Source organism: Streptomyces sp. NPDC020917 (assembly GCF_044333795.1).
In the GTDB taxonomy this organism is placed as follows: Bacteria; Actinomycetota; Actinomycetes; order Streptomycetales; family Streptomycetaceae; genus Actinacidiphila.
In genome coordinates this window covers 417074-432764 of record NZ_JBIRRR010000006.1, presented here as the reverse complement: position 1 = coordinate 432764, position 15691 = coordinate 417074, and the positions used below count along the sequence as shown (strand labels likewise).

Here is a 15691-nt window from a genome sequence, read left to right as displayed (position 1 = left end):
TTTTTTTTGGTCGGTGCGCGGGGGTGGGGGGGGGGGGGGGGGGGTTGGGGGGGGGTTTGGGGGGGGGGGGGGGGCCCCCCCCCCCCCCGCCCCGCGGCCCCCCCCCGCCCCCCGCCAAGCCCCACCGCGAGCCCCCTCGCCCCCCCTTCGCTCCCCGAGGCCGCCAGGCCCTGCCGACAGAAGGTCGCCGACCCATGCGCAATCCCGCCGTCTTCGTCCCCCACTTCCACTGGGACCGGGAGTGGTACGAGCCCTTCCAGGTGTTCCGGCACCGCCTCGTGACCGCCCTGGACACCGTGCTCGACACCGCCGAGGCGCACCCGGACTTCCGGTTCACCGTCGACGGGCAGATGGCCGCGGTCGAGGACTACCTCGAGATGCGGCCCGAGCACCGCGACCGCCTCGCCGCGCTCGTCGCGGACGGCCGGCTCGCCGTCGGGCCCTGGCTGATCCTGCTCGACGAGTTCCTGTGCTCCGGCGAGACCATCGTGCGCAACCTGCAGATGGGCTGGGCCGCCGCCGAGAAGCTCGGCGGCGCCATGCGGATCGGCTACCTGCCCGACATGTTCGGCCACGTGGCCCAGATGCCGCAGATCCTGGCCCGCGCCGGAATCGAGCACGCCGCCCTGTGGCGGGGCGTGCCCGGCACGGTGGACGGCCACGCGTTCCGCTGGCGCGCCCCCGACGGCTCCGAGGTCCGCACCGAGTTCCTCTTCGACGGCTACGACAACGGCCTGGACGTCCTGCTGGTGCCCGAGCACATCGGCCGCGCGCTCGGCGACTACGCCGAGATGACCGCGGAGCGCTGGGGCAACGACCCCGTGCTCGCCATGGCCGGCACCGACCACAACGCCCCCGACCCGCGGCTGACCGCCTGGCTGCACCGCGCCTCCAGCGACGAGCGCCCGATCACACTGGCCACGCTGGAGGAGTACCTGCGCGACCACGTCCGCGACGAGCCCACCGCGGTCGTCACCGGCGAACTGCGCAGCCACGTGCGCGGCAACATCCTGCCCGGCGTGCTCTCGGTCCGGCTGGGCCTCAAGCAGCGCATGGCCGCCGCCGAACGCACCGTGGACCACGCCGAGCGGGCCGGCGCCCTGTGGTCGGGGCAGGACGGCACGCCCTTCCTCACCCTCGCCTGGCACAAGATCATCGAGTCCACGGCGCACGACTCCGTCGTCGGCTCCGGCACCGACGAGACCTGCGAGCAGGTCGAGGCCCGCCTCGCCGAGGCCGCCCAGGCCGCCCGCGCGGTCCGGGACGCCGCCGTGGCAGAGCCCGCCGCCCGGGTGCCCAGCGACGCCCACCTGGTCGCCAATCCGCTGCCGCACCCCCGGACCGCCCACATCGAGGTGGACGTGGTCGCACCCGCCGAGCGCGGCGTGCTGGCCGCCACCGCGGCCGACGGCTCGCTCCACCCCGTCCAGCTGATCTCGACGGCGCCCACCGTGCTCAGCGACGAGGTGATGGACGCCTCCCAGGTCGAGCGGGTGCTGCGCCGCATCCACCGCCGCGAGCTGTTCGGCCGGCTGATCGACACCTACGAACTGACCCCCGGATCGCTGGTCTTCCACCTCGCCGAGGTGCCGTCCTCCGGCGCCTTCGACCTGCTGATCCTGCGCCGCAAGGTGGCCGAGGCCGTGGCCGCGCACCCGGGGGAGTGGCGGGTGCTCACACTCGAGGAGGCCCGCGCCACCGCCCTCGCGCCGGTGCACGTGCCCGCCTCGGGCCTGGCGAGCGTGCGCGTCGCCCCCGCCGAGCACGCGCCCGAGCCCGACTTCACCCCCGCCACCGCCGCCGGCCGCACCCTGGCCAACGGCCTGGTCGAGGTCGCCGTCGCCGCCGACGGCACCCTGGACGTCACCGGCGCCGACGGCACGGCACTGCGCGGCCTGGGCCGGCTCGTCGACGGCGGCGACCGCGGCGACAGCTACAACTACGGCCCCCCGGCCGAGGACCAGCTGGTCTCCGAGCCGGCCGAGGTCACCGTCGAGGTCCTGGAGCAGGGACCACTGCGGGCCCGCACCCGCGTCACCCGCGTCTACGCCTGGCCCGTCGCCCTCACCGAGGACCGCGACGTGCGCAGCGCGCAGACCGTGCCGACGCCCGTGGAGACGCTGGTGGAGCTGCGGGCCGGCGAGCCCTTCGTCCGGCTGACCACCTCGTTCCTCAACCGCTCGGCCGACCACCGGCTGCGCCTGCACGTGCCGCTGCCCGAGCCCGTCACCGGCTCCGCCTCGGCCGGGCAGTTCGCCGTCACCCCGCGCGGGCTGACCGCCGAGGGCGGCTGGGGCGAGCACCCGATCCCGACGTTCCCGGCGAGCCAGTTCGTCGCCGCCGGCCCCGCGACGGTGCTGCTCGACCACACCGCGGAGTACGAGGTCGTCGGGGACGGCAGCGAACTCGCGGTCACCCTGCTGCGGGCGATCGGCTCCATCAGCGTCAACATCCACCCCTACCGCGACGAGCCCGCGGCGAGCGAGATCCCGGCGCCCGGCGCCCAGGACCTCGGCCTGCGGATCGAGAACCGGCTGGCCGTCCTGCCCTCGGCCGGCGGCTGGCAGCAGGCCGGCGCGGTGGCGATGGCCGAACTCTTCCGCAACGACGTGCTGGTGGCCCGCGGCACCGCCCCCGCCGGCGGCGCCCTGCCCGAGGACACCGCGGGGATCGCGGTCGAGGGACCCGACGTGTTCGTCTCGTCGATCCGCACGGTCACCGGCGACGGCGGTGCGTCCGGCACCGAGGTGCGGCTGGTCGCGATGAGCGACACCGGCGCGCGGGCCCGGGTGACCGGGGCGTTCACCGAGGCCGCCACGGTCGACCTGCTCGGCCGCCCGCTGGCCGGGCCCGCCGCCGCCCCGGGCGCGCTCGGCCTCGACCTCGGCCCCTGGGAGATCCGCACCGTCCTCCTGCGCTGAACCGCCGCCCCACCGCACCACGGGGAGCCCGCCCGCCGCACCGGCCGGCCGGCGGGCGCCCCCGGAAGAGCCCTTTCGAGAAAGAGTCGTGACCTCGTGTCCTCCCCCCGAACCGCCTCCGGCACCGCGCACGTCGCCGACCCCGCACCCGGGTACGGCGCCCTGCGCCCCGCGCGCTCCTGGCTGCGCTCCGACGCCCCCTCCCTCTCGCTGAACGGGTCCTGGCGGTTCCGCCTGTCGCCCACGGCACGGGTCGCTGAGGACTTCGCGGCGGACGCCTTCGACGACAGCGGCTGGGACACCCTGCCCGTGCCCTCGCACTGGGTCCTGAAGGGCGACGGGGCCCACGGGCGGCCGATCTACACCAACGTGCAGTTCCCCTTCCCGATCGACCCGCCGCACGTCCCGGACGAGAACCCGACCGGCGACCACCGCCGCCACTTCACCCTGCCCGACGGCTGGGCGGACGCCGAGCGGATCGTGCTGCGCTTCGACGGCGTGGAGTCGCTGTTCCGGGTCTGGGTCAACGGCCAGGAGATCGGCGGCGCGAGCGGCAGCCGGCTGGCCCACGAGTTCGACGTCACCGCGGCCGTCCGGCCCGGCGGCAACACCGTCGCGGTGCGAGTGCACCAGTGGTCGGCCGCCAGCTACGTCGAGGACCAGGACCAGTGGTGGCTGCCGGGGATCTTCCGCGACGTCACCCTGCACGCCCGCCCCGCCGGCGGCATCGAGGACGTCTGGCTGCGCACCGGCTACGAGGACGGGCACGGGCGGCTCGCCCCCGAGGTCACCGCCGACCCCGCGGCCTTCCCCGTCACCCTGCGGATCCCCGAACTCGGCATCGAGCAGGTCTGGGAGAGCCCGGCGCACGTGGCGCCGCTCGCGGCGGGCGCGGTGCAGCCGTGGACCGCCGAGCAGCCGCGGCTGTACGAGGCGACGGTGGCGAGCGCCGCCGAGACGGTCACCCTGCGGATCGGCTTCCGCACCGTGGAGATCCGCGGCGACCGGTTCCTCGTCAACGGCCGCCGGGTCGTCTTCCACGGCATGAACCGCCACGAGACCCACCCCGAGCGGGGCCGGGTCTTCGACGAGGAGCACGCCCGCGCCGACCTGGCCCGGATGAAGCGCTTCAACGTCAACGCGATCCGCACCAGCCACTACCCGCCGCACCCCCGGCTGCTCGACCTCGCCGACGAACTCGGCTTCTGGGTGGTCCTGGAGTGCGACCTGGAGACCCACGGCTTCGACGCGGTCGGCTGGACCGGCAACCCCAGCGACGACCCGGCCTGGCGCGAGGCGTACCTGGACCGCATCCACCGCACCGTCGAGCGCGACAAGAACCACGCCAGCATCGTCATGTGGTCGCTCGGCAACGAGGCCGGCACCGGCGCCAACCTGGCCGCCATGTCGGCCTGGGTGCACGCCCGCGACAGCGGCCGGCCCGTGCACTACGAGGGCGACTACACCGGCGCCTACACCGACGTGTACTCCCGGATGTATTCCTCCGTACCGGAGACCGAGCAGATCGGCACCGACGGCTCGCGCGCCGCGCTGCTCGGCTGCACCCCCGCGCAGGGCGCCCACCAGCGGACCAAGCCGTTCGTGCTGTGCGAGTACGCGCACGCGATGGGCAACGGGCCCGGCGCGCTCGACCAGTACGAGGCCCTGGTGCACGCCCACCCGCGGCTGCACGGCGGCTTCGTCTGGGAGTGGCGCGACCACGGCATCGCCACCGCCACCGCCGACGGCACCCCGTACTTCGCGTACGGCGGCGACTTCGGTGAGGTCGTCCACGACGGCAACTTCGTCATGGACGGCATGGTGCTCAGCGACGACGTGCCCACCCCGAGCCTGTACGAGTTCAAGGCCGTTGTGCAGCCGGTGCGCTTCTCCTTCACCGGCGGCACGGTGGAGATCGCCAACCTCCGGCACTCCGCCGACACCTCCGACCTTCGTTTTCGCTGGCGGGTCGAGCACGACGGAGTCCGGGCCGGCGAGGGCGAGTTGGCGGTGCCCGTGGTGCCTGCCGGAGAGTCGGTCAGCGTGCCGCTGCCGTCCGTGCCGGTGGCCGAGGATGCCGAGACCTGGCTGACGGTCGACGCCGTGCTCGCCGCCGCGACCGCCTGGGCCGAGGCCGGCCACGAGGTCGCCACCGCCCAGCAGGACCGCTCGGCGCCCCGCCCCGCCCCCGCCGTCCGGACGGTCGACGGCTGGCGCCCGGCCGAGGGCACGCTCACGCTCGGCATCGCCGAGTTCGCGGCCGGCTCGCTGGTGCGGCTGGCCGGACGGCCCGTCACCGGGCCGGCGCTGGAGCTGTTCCGGGCGCCCACCGACAACGACGAGGGGACCTCGCGAGAGGTCGAGGAGAGCGACGCGAGCATCGCCGGGATCTCCAGCGCCGCGCTGTGGCGGCGCGACGGCCTGGACCGGCTGACGACGCGCCGGATATCGGTGGAGTGCGCCGACGGCGCGCTGCGCACCGTCGACCGCGTCTCGGCCGCCAACTCCGGGCTGTCGGTGACGGTGGAGTCCACCTGGTCGCTGCAGGACGGCGAGTTGGAGCTGCGGGTGGAGACGGCGCCCTCGCGCGGCTGGTCCACGGTGTGGCCGCGGATCGGGGTCCGCTTCGAACTGCCCGACGCCGGCGCGCCGGTGGACGGCGCCGAGTGGTTCGGCACCGGCCCGCTGGAGTCCTACCCGGACAGCATGCGGGCCGCCCGCACCGGCCGGTTCACCGCGGGCATCGGGGAGTTGGCGGTGGAGTACGCCCGGCCGCAGGAGACCGGGCACCGCTCGCAGGTGCGGGAGCTGGCGTTGACCAGCGGCGGCACCGGCGTGCTGCGCGTGACGGCCTACCCTGACGGCCGCGGCCGCCGGCCCGGCTTCAGCCTGGCCCGGCACACCCCGCAGCAAGTCGCCCGCGCCGCCCATCCGTTCGAGCTGCCGGAGTCCACCGCCGGGCACCTGATCATCGACGCCGCCCAGCACGGCCTCGGCTCGCGGGCCTGCGGGCCCGACGTGTGGCCGCAGTTCGCGCTGCGGCCCGAGGCGCGCACCATCCGGCTGCGGCTGCGGGCGGGCTGACGGGTGACCGGCCAGGGGCGCTCCGGTGAGGACGCGCCGGAACGGCGCGCGGCCGCGGCGGGAGTCATCCGCCGGGGCCGCGCACCTGTTGCCGGAAGGTCAGCCCGCGTCGTCCACCCGGACCGGGCGGCCCTCCAGACGCGAACGGGTGGCGGCCTCGGCGACGGCCAGGGCCGCCCGGGCGTCCTGCCCGGTGCACGGGCTCGGCCGCAGGCCGGCCACCACCTCGGTGAAGGCGGCCAGTTCGGCCCGGTAGGCGTCCTTGAAGCGCTCCATGAAGCCGCCGTAGGGGGTGCCGGCGGGCCAGGCACCGCCCTCGGCCGAGGTGAGCGGGCTGCGGTCGGTCAGGCCCGCCGCCAGGGTGCCCTTGGAGCCGCAGACCTCCAGACGGACGTCGTAGCCGGCGCCGTTGTAGCGGGTCGCGGTGCAGGTGGCCAGCGTGCCGTCGTCGAGGGTGAGCAGGCTGACGGCGGTGTCGACGTCGCCGGCGGCGGCGAAGAAGTCCTCGCCGCGGTTGGATCCGGTGGCGTGGACCTCGGTGACCTCGCGGCCGGTGACCCAGCGGATGATGTCGAAGTCGTGCACCGAGCAGTCGCGGAAGATGCCGCCGGAGGCCGGGATGTAGCCCGGGTGCGGCGGGGCGGGGTCGGCGGTGACGGCGCGCAGGGTGTGCGTCCAGCCGAGCCGCCCGTCCGCGACGGCCTCGCGCAGGGCCAGGTAGCCGGCGTCGAATCGGCGCTGGAAGCCTATCTGCAGCGGGACTTCGGTCCCGTCCAGCGCGGCGAGCACCGCGTCGGTCTCGGCGAGGGTGCCGGCCACCGGCTTCTCGCAGAAGGTGGCCAGGCCCGCCTTGCGGGCGGCCAGGATCAGCTCGGCGTGGAAGGCGGTGGGCGCGGCGATGACCACGCCGTCCAGGTCCGCCCCGAACAGGGCGTCCAGGTCACCCGCGTACGTCGCGCCCACCTGGTCGGCCACGGTGCGGGCGGAGCGTTCGTCGGCGTCGTGCACCACGATGCCGGCCACGGTGTCGAGGCCGGCGAGGGTGGCGGCATGGAACGCGCCGATGCGGCCCGTGCCGATGAGTCCGATGCGCATGTGCGGGTGCCTTTCGTGTGGAGCGCCGTTGGCGGCCTCATGATTCTTACTCTTCGATGGATGACAAGGCAAGAGTTTGTTATGACATATGGACGTACAGAGATTACGCCGCCTGATGCGTCATACTGGGGTCCGTCGGCAGAAGTCTCCAGGAGGGGTGGACGTGGAGTCGCTCGCACAGCAGATCACCATCGACCGCAGCAGCCCGGTCCCGCTGTACTTCCAGTTCGCCCAGCAGTTGCAGCACCTCATCGAGTCCGGGGTGCTGCCGCCCGGCACGCGGCTGAGCAACGAGGTCGCGATGGCCGACCAGTTCGGGCTCTCCCGCCCGACGATGCGTCAGGCCATGCAGCACCTGGTCGACAAGGGCCTGCTGGCCCGCAAGCGCGGGGTCGGCACCCAGGTGGTGGCGAACCGCATCCGCCGCCAGCTGGAGTTCACCAGCCTCTACGAGGACCTGGCCCGCGACCGGCGGCGCCCGGCCACCGAGGTGCTCTCCATAGCGACCGTCCCCGCCGAGCCCGACGTCGCCGCGGCCCTGCAGATCGAGGAGGGCGCCGACGTGCTGGCGCTGGAGCGGCTGCGGTTCGCCGACGGCGAACCGATCGCGCTGCTGCACAACCACCTGCCGGCCGGCCTGGTCGACCTCACCCCGCAGGTGCTGGCCGGTGCCGGGCTCTACCAGCTCCTGCGCCGCTCGGGCATCGTGCTGAGCACCGCCGACCAGACCATCGGTGCCCGCCGGGCCACCGCGGCCGAGGCGCGGCTGCTGGACGAGAGCCGCGGCGCGACCCTGCTGACCATGGTCCGCACCGCGCGCGACGCCTCGGACCGGCCGGTGGAGTACGGCGCGCACGTCTACCGCGCCTCGCGCTACGCGTTCGAGATGACGGTCGCCGCGCACTGACCGGTGGCCGGCCCCACGCCGTTCGCCGCCGGGCCGGCCGCACCCTGATCGCTTCGCCAGAAGTCAGAATGTCAGGACAAACTATTGACTTGTCGTCGCCTTCGGGGGAGGCTCGAGGTACACCCACGGGCCGCGCGTCCGCGGGTGTGCGGTGCGGGCCGTCGCGGCGCACCGTAGGGAAGAGCACCACACCCCACGACACCTACCGGGAAGAAGGACGCGCCATGCGGAGCACGTCGGCCGGCCGCCAGAGTCACACCGCCGGGCCGGACACCGGCCGGGCGAACGGAGCCCGGTCGTGACCGCCCCCCTCGCCGAGCGGATCGCCGGCGCACCGATCTCCTGGGGCGTGTGCGAGGTCCCCGGCTGGGGCCACCAGCTCGGCCCGGACACCGTCCTGCCCCAGATGCGGGAACTCGGCCTGTCCGCAACCGAGTTCGGCCCCGACGGCTTCCTGCCCGACGCACCCGCGGACAAGGCCGCCGTGCTGGCCGCCCACGGCCTGCGCGCCGTCGGCCAGTTCGTGCCCGTCGTCCTGCACGACCCCGGCCACGACCCGCTGCCCGAGGTCGAGGCCGCGATCGCCGGCCTGGTCGCCGCCGACGCCGGCACCGTGGTCGTCGCCGCCGCGACCGGCACCGACGGCTACGACGCCCGCCCGGTCCTGGACGACGCAGGCTGGGCCTGCCTGCTCGCCAACCTCGACCGGATCGCCGCCGCGGCCGCGGCCGCCGGCCTCACCGCGACCCTCCACCCGCACGTCGGCACCATGGTCGAGTCCGGCGTGGAGACCCAGCGCGTCCTCGACGGCAGCGGCATCGGGATCTGCCTGGACACCGGCCACCTGCTCATCGGCGGCGGGGACCCCGTCGCCCTGGCCGCCAGCCACCCCCACCGGATCGCCCATGTCCATCTGAAGGACGTCCGCCGCGCCCTGGCCGACCGGGTCCGCTCCGGCGAGACGCCGTACGCCGCCGCCGTCGCCGAGGGGATGTACGTGCCGCTCGGCGCCGGCGACGTCGACATCGCCGCCATCGTCCGGCTGCTGGAGGACGCCGGGTACGCCGGCTGGTACGTCCTGGAGCAGGACACCGTGCTGCACGCCGCCCCCGGCGAGCCCGGCGGCGCCGACCCGCGCGACGACGTCCGCGCCTCGGTGGCCCACCTGCTCGCCGTGGCCGCCGGGACGGCGGACTCGCCCGCCGCGCAGGGGGAGTGACGGTGGCCCACGACCTCGTCACTATCGGCCGCACCGGCGTCGACATCTACCCGCTCGACCACGGCGTCGGGCTGGAGGAGGTGCGCACCTTCCAGAAGTTCCTGGGCGGCAGCGCCACCAACGTCGCCGTCGCCGCCGCGCGCCACGGCCGCGACGCCGCCCTCATCACCCGCACCGGCGACGACCCCTTCGGCCGCTACGTGCGCGCCGAGGCGGCCCGGCTGGGCGTCGACCCCGCCCACATCACCGCGATCACCGACCCGGACGGGCCGCCCACCCCGGTCACCTTCTGCGAGGTCTTCCCGCCGGACGACTTCCCGCTCTACTTCTACCGCTACGGCACCGCGCCCGACCTGATGATCGAGCCGGACGAACTGCCGCTGGACGCCGTCCGCGACACGGCGGTCTTCTGGGCCACCGTCACCGGCCTGTCCGCGCAGCCGAGCCGGGCGGCGCACTTCGCCGCCTGGCAGGCGCGCGGCCGGCGGGCCACCACCGTCCTCGACCTCGACTACCGGCCGATGTTCTGGGCGGACGCCGCCCAGGCGCGCGAGCAGGTGAGCCTGGCGCTGGAGCACGTCACCGTCGCCGTGGGCAACCGCGAGGAGTGCGAGGTCGCGGTCGGTGAGCGCGATGCGCAGCGCGCCGCGGACGCCCTGCTGGAGCGCGGCCTCGACCTGGCGATCGTCAAACAGGGCCCGAAAGGCGTCCTCGCCGCCACCCGCGACGAGCGCGTCGAGGTGGCGCCGTTCCCCGTCCAGGTCGTCAACGGCCTCGGCGCGGGAGACGCGTTCGGCGGCGCGCTGGTCCACGGCCTGCTCGCCGGCTGGGACCTGGGACGCGTCATCGCGTTCGCCAACGTGGCCGGCGCCCTGGTCGCCGGCCGCCTCGAATGCTCCACCGCCATGCCGACCACCGCCGAGGTCGAGGCGGCGCTCGCCTCCCGGGCGCGCCCTTCCGAGAGGACGGCCTGATGGACACCGCACAACTGACCGAGATCCGGGCCCGCGAGCCCGAACGCATCGGCCGCGCCTGGCAGAAGCGCGCCCGCCGGCCCCTGCTCGGGGACGACGGCCGGCTGCTCGTCGTCGCCGCCGACCACCCCGCCCGCGGCGCCCTCGGCGTGCGCGACGACGCGCGGGCCATGGCCAGCCGCACCGACCTGCTGGGGCGCCTGGCCACCGCGCTCTCCCGCCCCGGCGTGGACGGCGTGCTCAGCACCCCCGACCTGCTGGACGACCTGCTGCTGATGGGCGCCCTGGAGGACAAGGTCGTCATCGGCTCGATGAACCGCGGCGGGCTGCAGGGCGCCGCCTTCGAGTTCGACGACCGCTTCACCGCCTACACCCCGCAGGCCATCGCCGAGCAGGGGCTCGACGGCGGCAAGACCCTCACCCGGATCTGCCTCGGCGACCCGGGGACGTCCGCCACGCTGGAGTCGACCGCGGCCGCCGTCACGGGACTTGCCGGCCTTGGCCTGATGGCGATGGTCGAGCCCTTCCTGTCGGTCCGCGAGGGCGGCCGCTCCCGCAACCTCCTCGACCCCGACAGCGTCATCACCTCGATCCACATAGCCAGCGGCCTCGGCGCGACCAGCGCCCACACCTGGCTCAAACTGCCGGTCGTCGACGACCTGGAACGGGTCCTGGACGCCACCACGATGCCCACCCTCCTGCTCGGCGGTGACCCCCAGGGCGACCCGCGCGACACCTACGCCTCCTGGGGCGCCGCGCTGCGCATCCCCCAGGTGCGCGGCCTGGTCGTCGGGCGCGCCCTGCTCTACCCGCCGGACGGCGACGTGGCCGCCGCCGTGGACATCGCGGCCGACCTCACCCACGGGAGCAGCAGGTGACCGACGACCCCCGCTGGGTCCTGCCGTACGGCACCGCCGGTGCCGGCGGCTGGGACCTCGCCGTCACGGACGCCCACCCCGGCTGGCACCACACCAGCCTGCGCACGGCCCACCTGGCCGGTGACGACACCCGCACCCTGGCCGCGGGCGACTTCGAGCATCTGGTCGTCCCGCTGTCCGGCGCCGTGCACGTCACCGCCGGGACCGCCGACGGGCAGGTCCACCAGATCGCCCTCGACGGGCGGCCGGACGTCTTCGCCGGACCCACCGACGTCGCGTACGTGCCCGCCGGAGCCCGCATCACCGTGCGGGCGGCCGGCGGCGCCCCCGCCCGCGTCGCCCTCGCCGGTGCTCTGGCGCCCGGGAGCACCGGCCGCGCCGTCCACCGCGTCCCCGCCGCCGAAGTGCCCGTCGAACGGCGCGGCGCCGGCGCGGCGTCGCGCGAGGTGCGCAACTTCGGCACGCCCGCGGTGCTCGACGCCGACTCCGTCATCGCCTGCGAGGTCGTCACCCCGGCCGGCAACTGGAGTTCCTGGCCGCCGCACAAGCACGACGCCGAACGCCCGGGCGAGGAGGCCGCCCTGGAGGAGATCTACTACTTCGAGACCCAGGGCACCGACCCGCGCTGCACCGACCCGGTCGGCTACCAGCGGGTCTACGCCTCGGGCGCGGACCGGCCGATCGACGTGCTCGCCGAGGTGCGCACCGGCGACGTCGTGCTCGTGCCGCACGGCTGGCACGGTCCCTCGATGGCCGCGCCCGACGCCCACCTGTACTACCTCAACGTTATGGCCGGCCCCGGCGCCGAGCGGGCCTGGCTGATCTGCGACGACCCCGCTCACGCCTGGGTGCGCGACACCTGGCAGGACCAGCCGTTCGACCCGCGGCTGCCGCTGGGCGGCCCGGCGGGAACGGGACCGGGCCCCGACGCGGCTCCGGCGACGAAGGAGACGGAATGAGCACGCAGCAGGCCGCGACGGTGCGGCTGACGGTGGCCCAGGCGACGGCCCGCTTCCTGGCCGCCCAGTGGTCGGAACGGGACGGCGAGCGCCGCCGGTTCTTCGCCGGCGTCTTCGGGATCTTCGGCCACGGCAACGTCGCCGGCTTCGGTCAGGCGCTGCTCCAGCTCGAGCAGGAGAGCCTGCCCGCGGCCGGCCGCTCTCCGCTGCCCTACGTCCTGGCCCGCAACGAGCAGGCGATGGTGCACACGGCCGTCGCCTACGCCCGCCAGCAGGACCGGCTGGAGACATGGGCCTGCACCGCCTCCATCGGGCCCGGCTCCACCAACATGCTCACCGGCGCGGCACTGGCCACCATCAACCGCATCCCGGTGCTGCTGCTGCCCTCGGACACCTTCGCCACCCGCGTGAGCGCGCCCGTCCTCCAGGAACTGGAGCAGCCGCACGCAGCCGACCTCAGCGTCAACGACGCCTTCCGCCCGCTGTCGCGCTTCTTCGACCGGGTCAGCCGGCCCGAGCAGCTGCCGGCCGCGCTGCTGGGCGCCATGCGGGTGCTCACCGACCCCGCCGACACCGGCGCCGCCACGATCTCGCTGCCGCAGGACGTGCAGGCCGAGGCGTACGACTGGCCGGTGGAGCTGTTCGCCCCGCGCACCTGGCACATCGCCCGCCCGCCGGCCGAGACCGCCCTCGTCGAGGCCGCGGCCGGCCTGGTGCGCGGCGCCCGGCGCCCGATGATCGTGGCCGGCGGCGGCGTCCACTACTCCGGCGCCGAGGACGCATTGCGGGCCTTCGCCGAGGCGACCGGCATCCCCGTCGGCGAGACCCAGGCCGGCAAGGGCTCCTTGCCGCACGGCCACCCGCGGCTGATGGGCGCGGTCGGCTCCACCGGCACCACCGCGGCCAACGCCCTGGCCCGCGAGGCCGACCTCGTCATCGGCGTCGGCACCCGCTGGAGCGACTTCACCACCGCGTCCCGCACCGCCTTCGCGCAGCCCGGCGTGCGGTTCGTCAACCTCAACGTGGCGGCCTTCGACGCCGGCAAGCAATCTGGGCTGGCACTGGTGGCCGACGCCCGCGAGGCGCTCACCGCGCTGACCGCGGCGCTCGCCGGCCACCGCGTCCCGGAGGACTACGAGCAGGAGCAGGCCGCGCTCTGGGCCGAGTGGGACGCCGCCGTGGAGGCCGCGTACCACCCGGACGCCTCCGTCACCGACCGCCTCGCCGAGGGCGTCCTGACCCAGTCCGCCGTGCTCGGCTGCGTCAACGAGCTGTCGGGACCGCGCGACGTCGTGCTCTGCGCGGCCGGCTCGATGCCCGGCGACCTGCACAAGCTGTGGCGGGTCCGGGACCGCAAGGGCTACCACGTGGAGTACGGCTACTCCTGCATGGGCTACGAGATCCCCGGCGCGATCGGCGCCCGGCTCGCCGACGGCACCCGCGACGTCTTCGCGATGGTCGGCGACGGCGGCTATCTGATGATGCCCACCGAACTCGCCACCGCCGTCCAGGAACGCGTCAAGATCGTCGTCGTCCTGGTGCAGAACAACGGCTTCCACTCCATCGGTTCGCTCTCGGAGTCCCTGGGCTCCCAGCGGTTCGGCACCCAGTACCGCTACCGCGGCGCCGGCGGCCGCCTCGACGGCCCGCGCCTGCCGACGGACCTCGCCGCGAACGCCCGCAGCCTGGGCGCCCATGTGATCGAGGTGCACTCCCGCGACGAACTGGCGGCCGCCATCGCCGAGGCCAAGGCGTGGCCGGCCGACGGCGGGCCAGTCGTCATCCACGTCGAGACCGACCCGCTGGTGCCCGCGCCCGACAGCGCGAGCTGGTGGGACGTCCCGGTCAGCCAGACCGCCACCCTCGACTCCACGCGGGCGGCGCACGAGGAGTACGTCCGGCACAAGGCCGGCCAGCGCCCGTACCTCGCCCCCGCACAGCCGGCGGACGACCACTTTCCGCACCACCACTGAAGGAGCCTGCCGTGAGCGACCCGCGGCGTATCACCCACCTCATCGACGGCCGTCCCTGGGAGGGCACCGCCGAACGCACCGGCCCGGTCCACAACCCGGCCACCGGGGAGCAGACCGGAGTCGTCGACCTCGCCTCGGCCGCTCTCGTCGGCGCCGCGGTCACCTCCGCGAAGGCGGCCTGGCAGCAGTGGCGCGACGTGTCGCTCGCCAAGCGGTCGCAGGTGCTCTTCGCCTTCCGCGAACTGCTCCACGCACGCCGCGAGGAGATCGCCGCCGTCGTCACCGCCGAGCACGGCAAGGTGCTCTCCGACGCGCTCGGCGAGGTCACCCGGGGCCTGGAGGTGGCGGAGTTCGCCTGCGGCATCCCGCAGCTGCTCAAGGGCGGCTTCAGCGAGAACGCCTCCACCGCGGTCGACGTCCACTCGGTGCGGCAGCCGCTCGGCGTGGTCGCGGTCGTCTCGCCCTTCAACTTCCCGGTGATGGTGCCGATGTGGTTCGTCCCGCTCGCGCTCGCCTGCGGCAACGCGGTGGTGCTCAAGCCGAGCGAGAAGGACCCGAGCGCGACGCTCGCGATGGCCGCGCTGTGGAAGGAGGCCGGGCTGCCCGACGGCGTGCTCCAGGTCGTCAACGGCGACAAGGAGGCGGTGGACGCGCTGCTCACCCACCAGGACGTCGCGGCCGTCTCCTTCGTCGGCTCCACGCCGGTCGCCAGGTACGTGTACGAGACCGGCACCCGGCACGGCAAGCGGGTCCAGGCGCTCGGCGGGGCCAAGAACCACATGCTGGTGCTGCCCGACGCGGACCTCGACCTGGCCGCCGACGCCGCCGTCAACGCCGGGTTCGGCTCGGCCGGCGAGCGGTGCATGGCGGTGTCGGTGCTGGTCGCGGTCGAGCCCGTCGCCGACGACCTCGTCGCCCGGATCACCGAGCGGATGGCCGGGCTGCGCACCGGCGACGGCACCCGCGGCTGCGACATGGGCCCGCTGGTGACGCGGCAGCACCGGGACAAGGTCGCCTCCTACCTGGACGCCGGCACCAAGGCCGGGGCGAAGCTCGTCGTGGACGGCAGGAAGGGGGAGTTCGACGCGGACGGCGACGGCTTCTTCCTCGCGCCCACCCTCTTCGACCACGTCACGCCCGACATGCCGGTCTACACCGACGAGATCTTCGGCCCCGTCCTCTCGGTGGTCCGGGTCGCCTCCTACGACGAGGGCCTGGCGCTCATCAACGCCAACCCCTACGGCAACGGCACGTCGGTCTTCACCAACGACGGAGGCGCCGCGCGGCGCTTCCAGCGCGAGGTCGAGGTCGGCATGGTCGGGGTCAACGTGCCCATCCCCGTGCCCGTCTCCTACTTCTCCTTCGGCGGCTGGAAGAACAGCCTCTTCGGCGACACCCATGCCCACGGCACCGAGGGCGTCCACTTCTTCACCCGCGGCAAGGTCGTCACCACCCGCTGGCTCGACCCCAGCCACGGCGGCCTCAACCTGGGCTTCCCGCAGAACGACTGACGGTCCCGCGGCGACGGCCGGGCGTCCGGCCCGGCCGTCGGCCTTTCGTCCCGGTCACCTGACGTGCCCTCCCCGGCGGGACTAACCTGGGCTGGCTGGACTTCAACGCGAGCGGTGCCCCGGGGGCCGGGACGCAACCGGTAACTGGCGGGAGGCAATGGGTGGAGGGG

10 protein-coding genes are annotated in these 15691 nt (G+C 74.7%); 9 read left to right on the top strand and 1 reads right to left on the bottom strand.

Features of this window, described 5'->3' with window-relative positions; genetic code table 11:
- The first annotated feature begins 194 nt into the window (after nt 1-194).
- Nucleotides 195-2921, top strand: coding sequence for an alpha-mannosidase (locus ACH4TG_RS16470; RefSeq protein WP_398242976.1), 2727 nt, complete (start codon nt 195-197; stop codon nt 2919-2921).
- Between the two features lie 96 nt (nt 2922-3017).
- The gene (locus ACH4TG_RS16465) at nt 3018-6005 is read left to right on the top strand and encodes a glycoside hydrolase family 2 TIM barrel-domain containing protein (RefSeq protein ID WP_398242975.1); all 2988 of its coding nucleotides are present in this window, start codon (nt 3018-3020) and stop codon (nt 6003-6005) included.
- Nucleotides 6006-6104: 99 nt separating this feature from the next.
- Here the strand turns inward: ACH4TG_RS16465 and ACH4TG_RS16460 are convergent, their stop codons facing one another.
- Complete coding sequence (locus ACH4TG_RS16460; protein ID WP_398242974.1) at nt 6105-7100, bottom strand: Gfo/Idh/MocA family oxidoreductase; 996 nt, start codon at nt 7098-7100, stop codon at nt 6105-6107.
- 115 nt (nt 7101-7215) lie between these two features.
- Here ACH4TG_RS16460 and ACH4TG_RS16455 point away from each other — a divergent pair, with 115 nt between their 5' ends.
- The 7 genes from ACH4TG_RS16455 to ACH4TG_RS16425 all read left to right on the top strand — a co-directional run bounded on the left by ACH4TG_RS16455 (nt 7216) and on the right by ACH4TG_RS16425 (nt 15521).
- A complete protein-coding gene (locus ACH4TG_RS16455; RefSeq protein WP_398242973.1) occupies nt 7216-8007 on the top strand; it encodes a GntR family transcriptional regulator in 792 nt (263 codons plus the stop codon).
- Nucleotides 8008-8305: 298 nt separating this feature from the next.
- Nucleotides 8306-9226 (top strand): TIM barrel protein, encoded by a 921-nt coding sequence (locus ACH4TG_RS16450; RefSeq protein WP_398242972.1) that lies wholly within the window; start codon nt 8306-8308, stop codon nt 9224-9226.
- A 2-nt stretch (nt 9227-9228) separates the two neighbouring features.
- Entirely contained in the window at nt 9229-10200 is a 972-nt protein-coding gene (iolC, locus tag ACH4TG_RS16445; protein WP_398242971.1) for a 5-dehydro-2-deoxygluconokinase, read from the top strand.
- Nucleotides 10200-11078, top strand: a complete 879-nt coding sequence (locus ACH4TG_RS16440) for a deoxyribose-phosphate aldolase (protein ID WP_398242970.1) — start codon at nt 10200-10202, stop codon at nt 11076-11078. The genes iolC and ACH4TG_RS16440 overlap by 1 nt, the downstream gene beginning before the upstream one ends.
- Complete coding sequence (iolB, locus tag ACH4TG_RS16435) at nt 11075-12037, top strand: 5-deoxy-glucuronate isomerase (RefSeq protein WP_398242969.1); 963 nt, start codon at nt 11075-11077, stop codon at nt 12035-12037. Before ACH4TG_RS16440 ends, iolB begins: the two co-directional genes overlap by 4 nt.
- A complete protein-coding gene (gene iolD / locus ACH4TG_RS16430; protein WP_398242968.1) occupies nt 12034-14010 on the top strand; it encodes a 3D-(3,5/4)-trihydroxycyclohexane-1,2-dione acylhydrolase (decyclizing) in 1977 nt (658 codons plus the stop codon). Before iolB ends, iolD begins: the two co-directional genes overlap by 4 nt.
- Before the next feature lie 11 nt (nt 14011-14021).
- A complete protein-coding gene (locus ACH4TG_RS16425) occupies nt 14022-15521 on the top strand; it encodes a CoA-acylating methylmalonate-semialdehyde dehydrogenase (protein ID WP_398242967.1) in 1500 nt (499 codons plus the stop codon).
- The last annotated feature ends 170 nt before the right edge of the window (nt 15522-15691 follow it).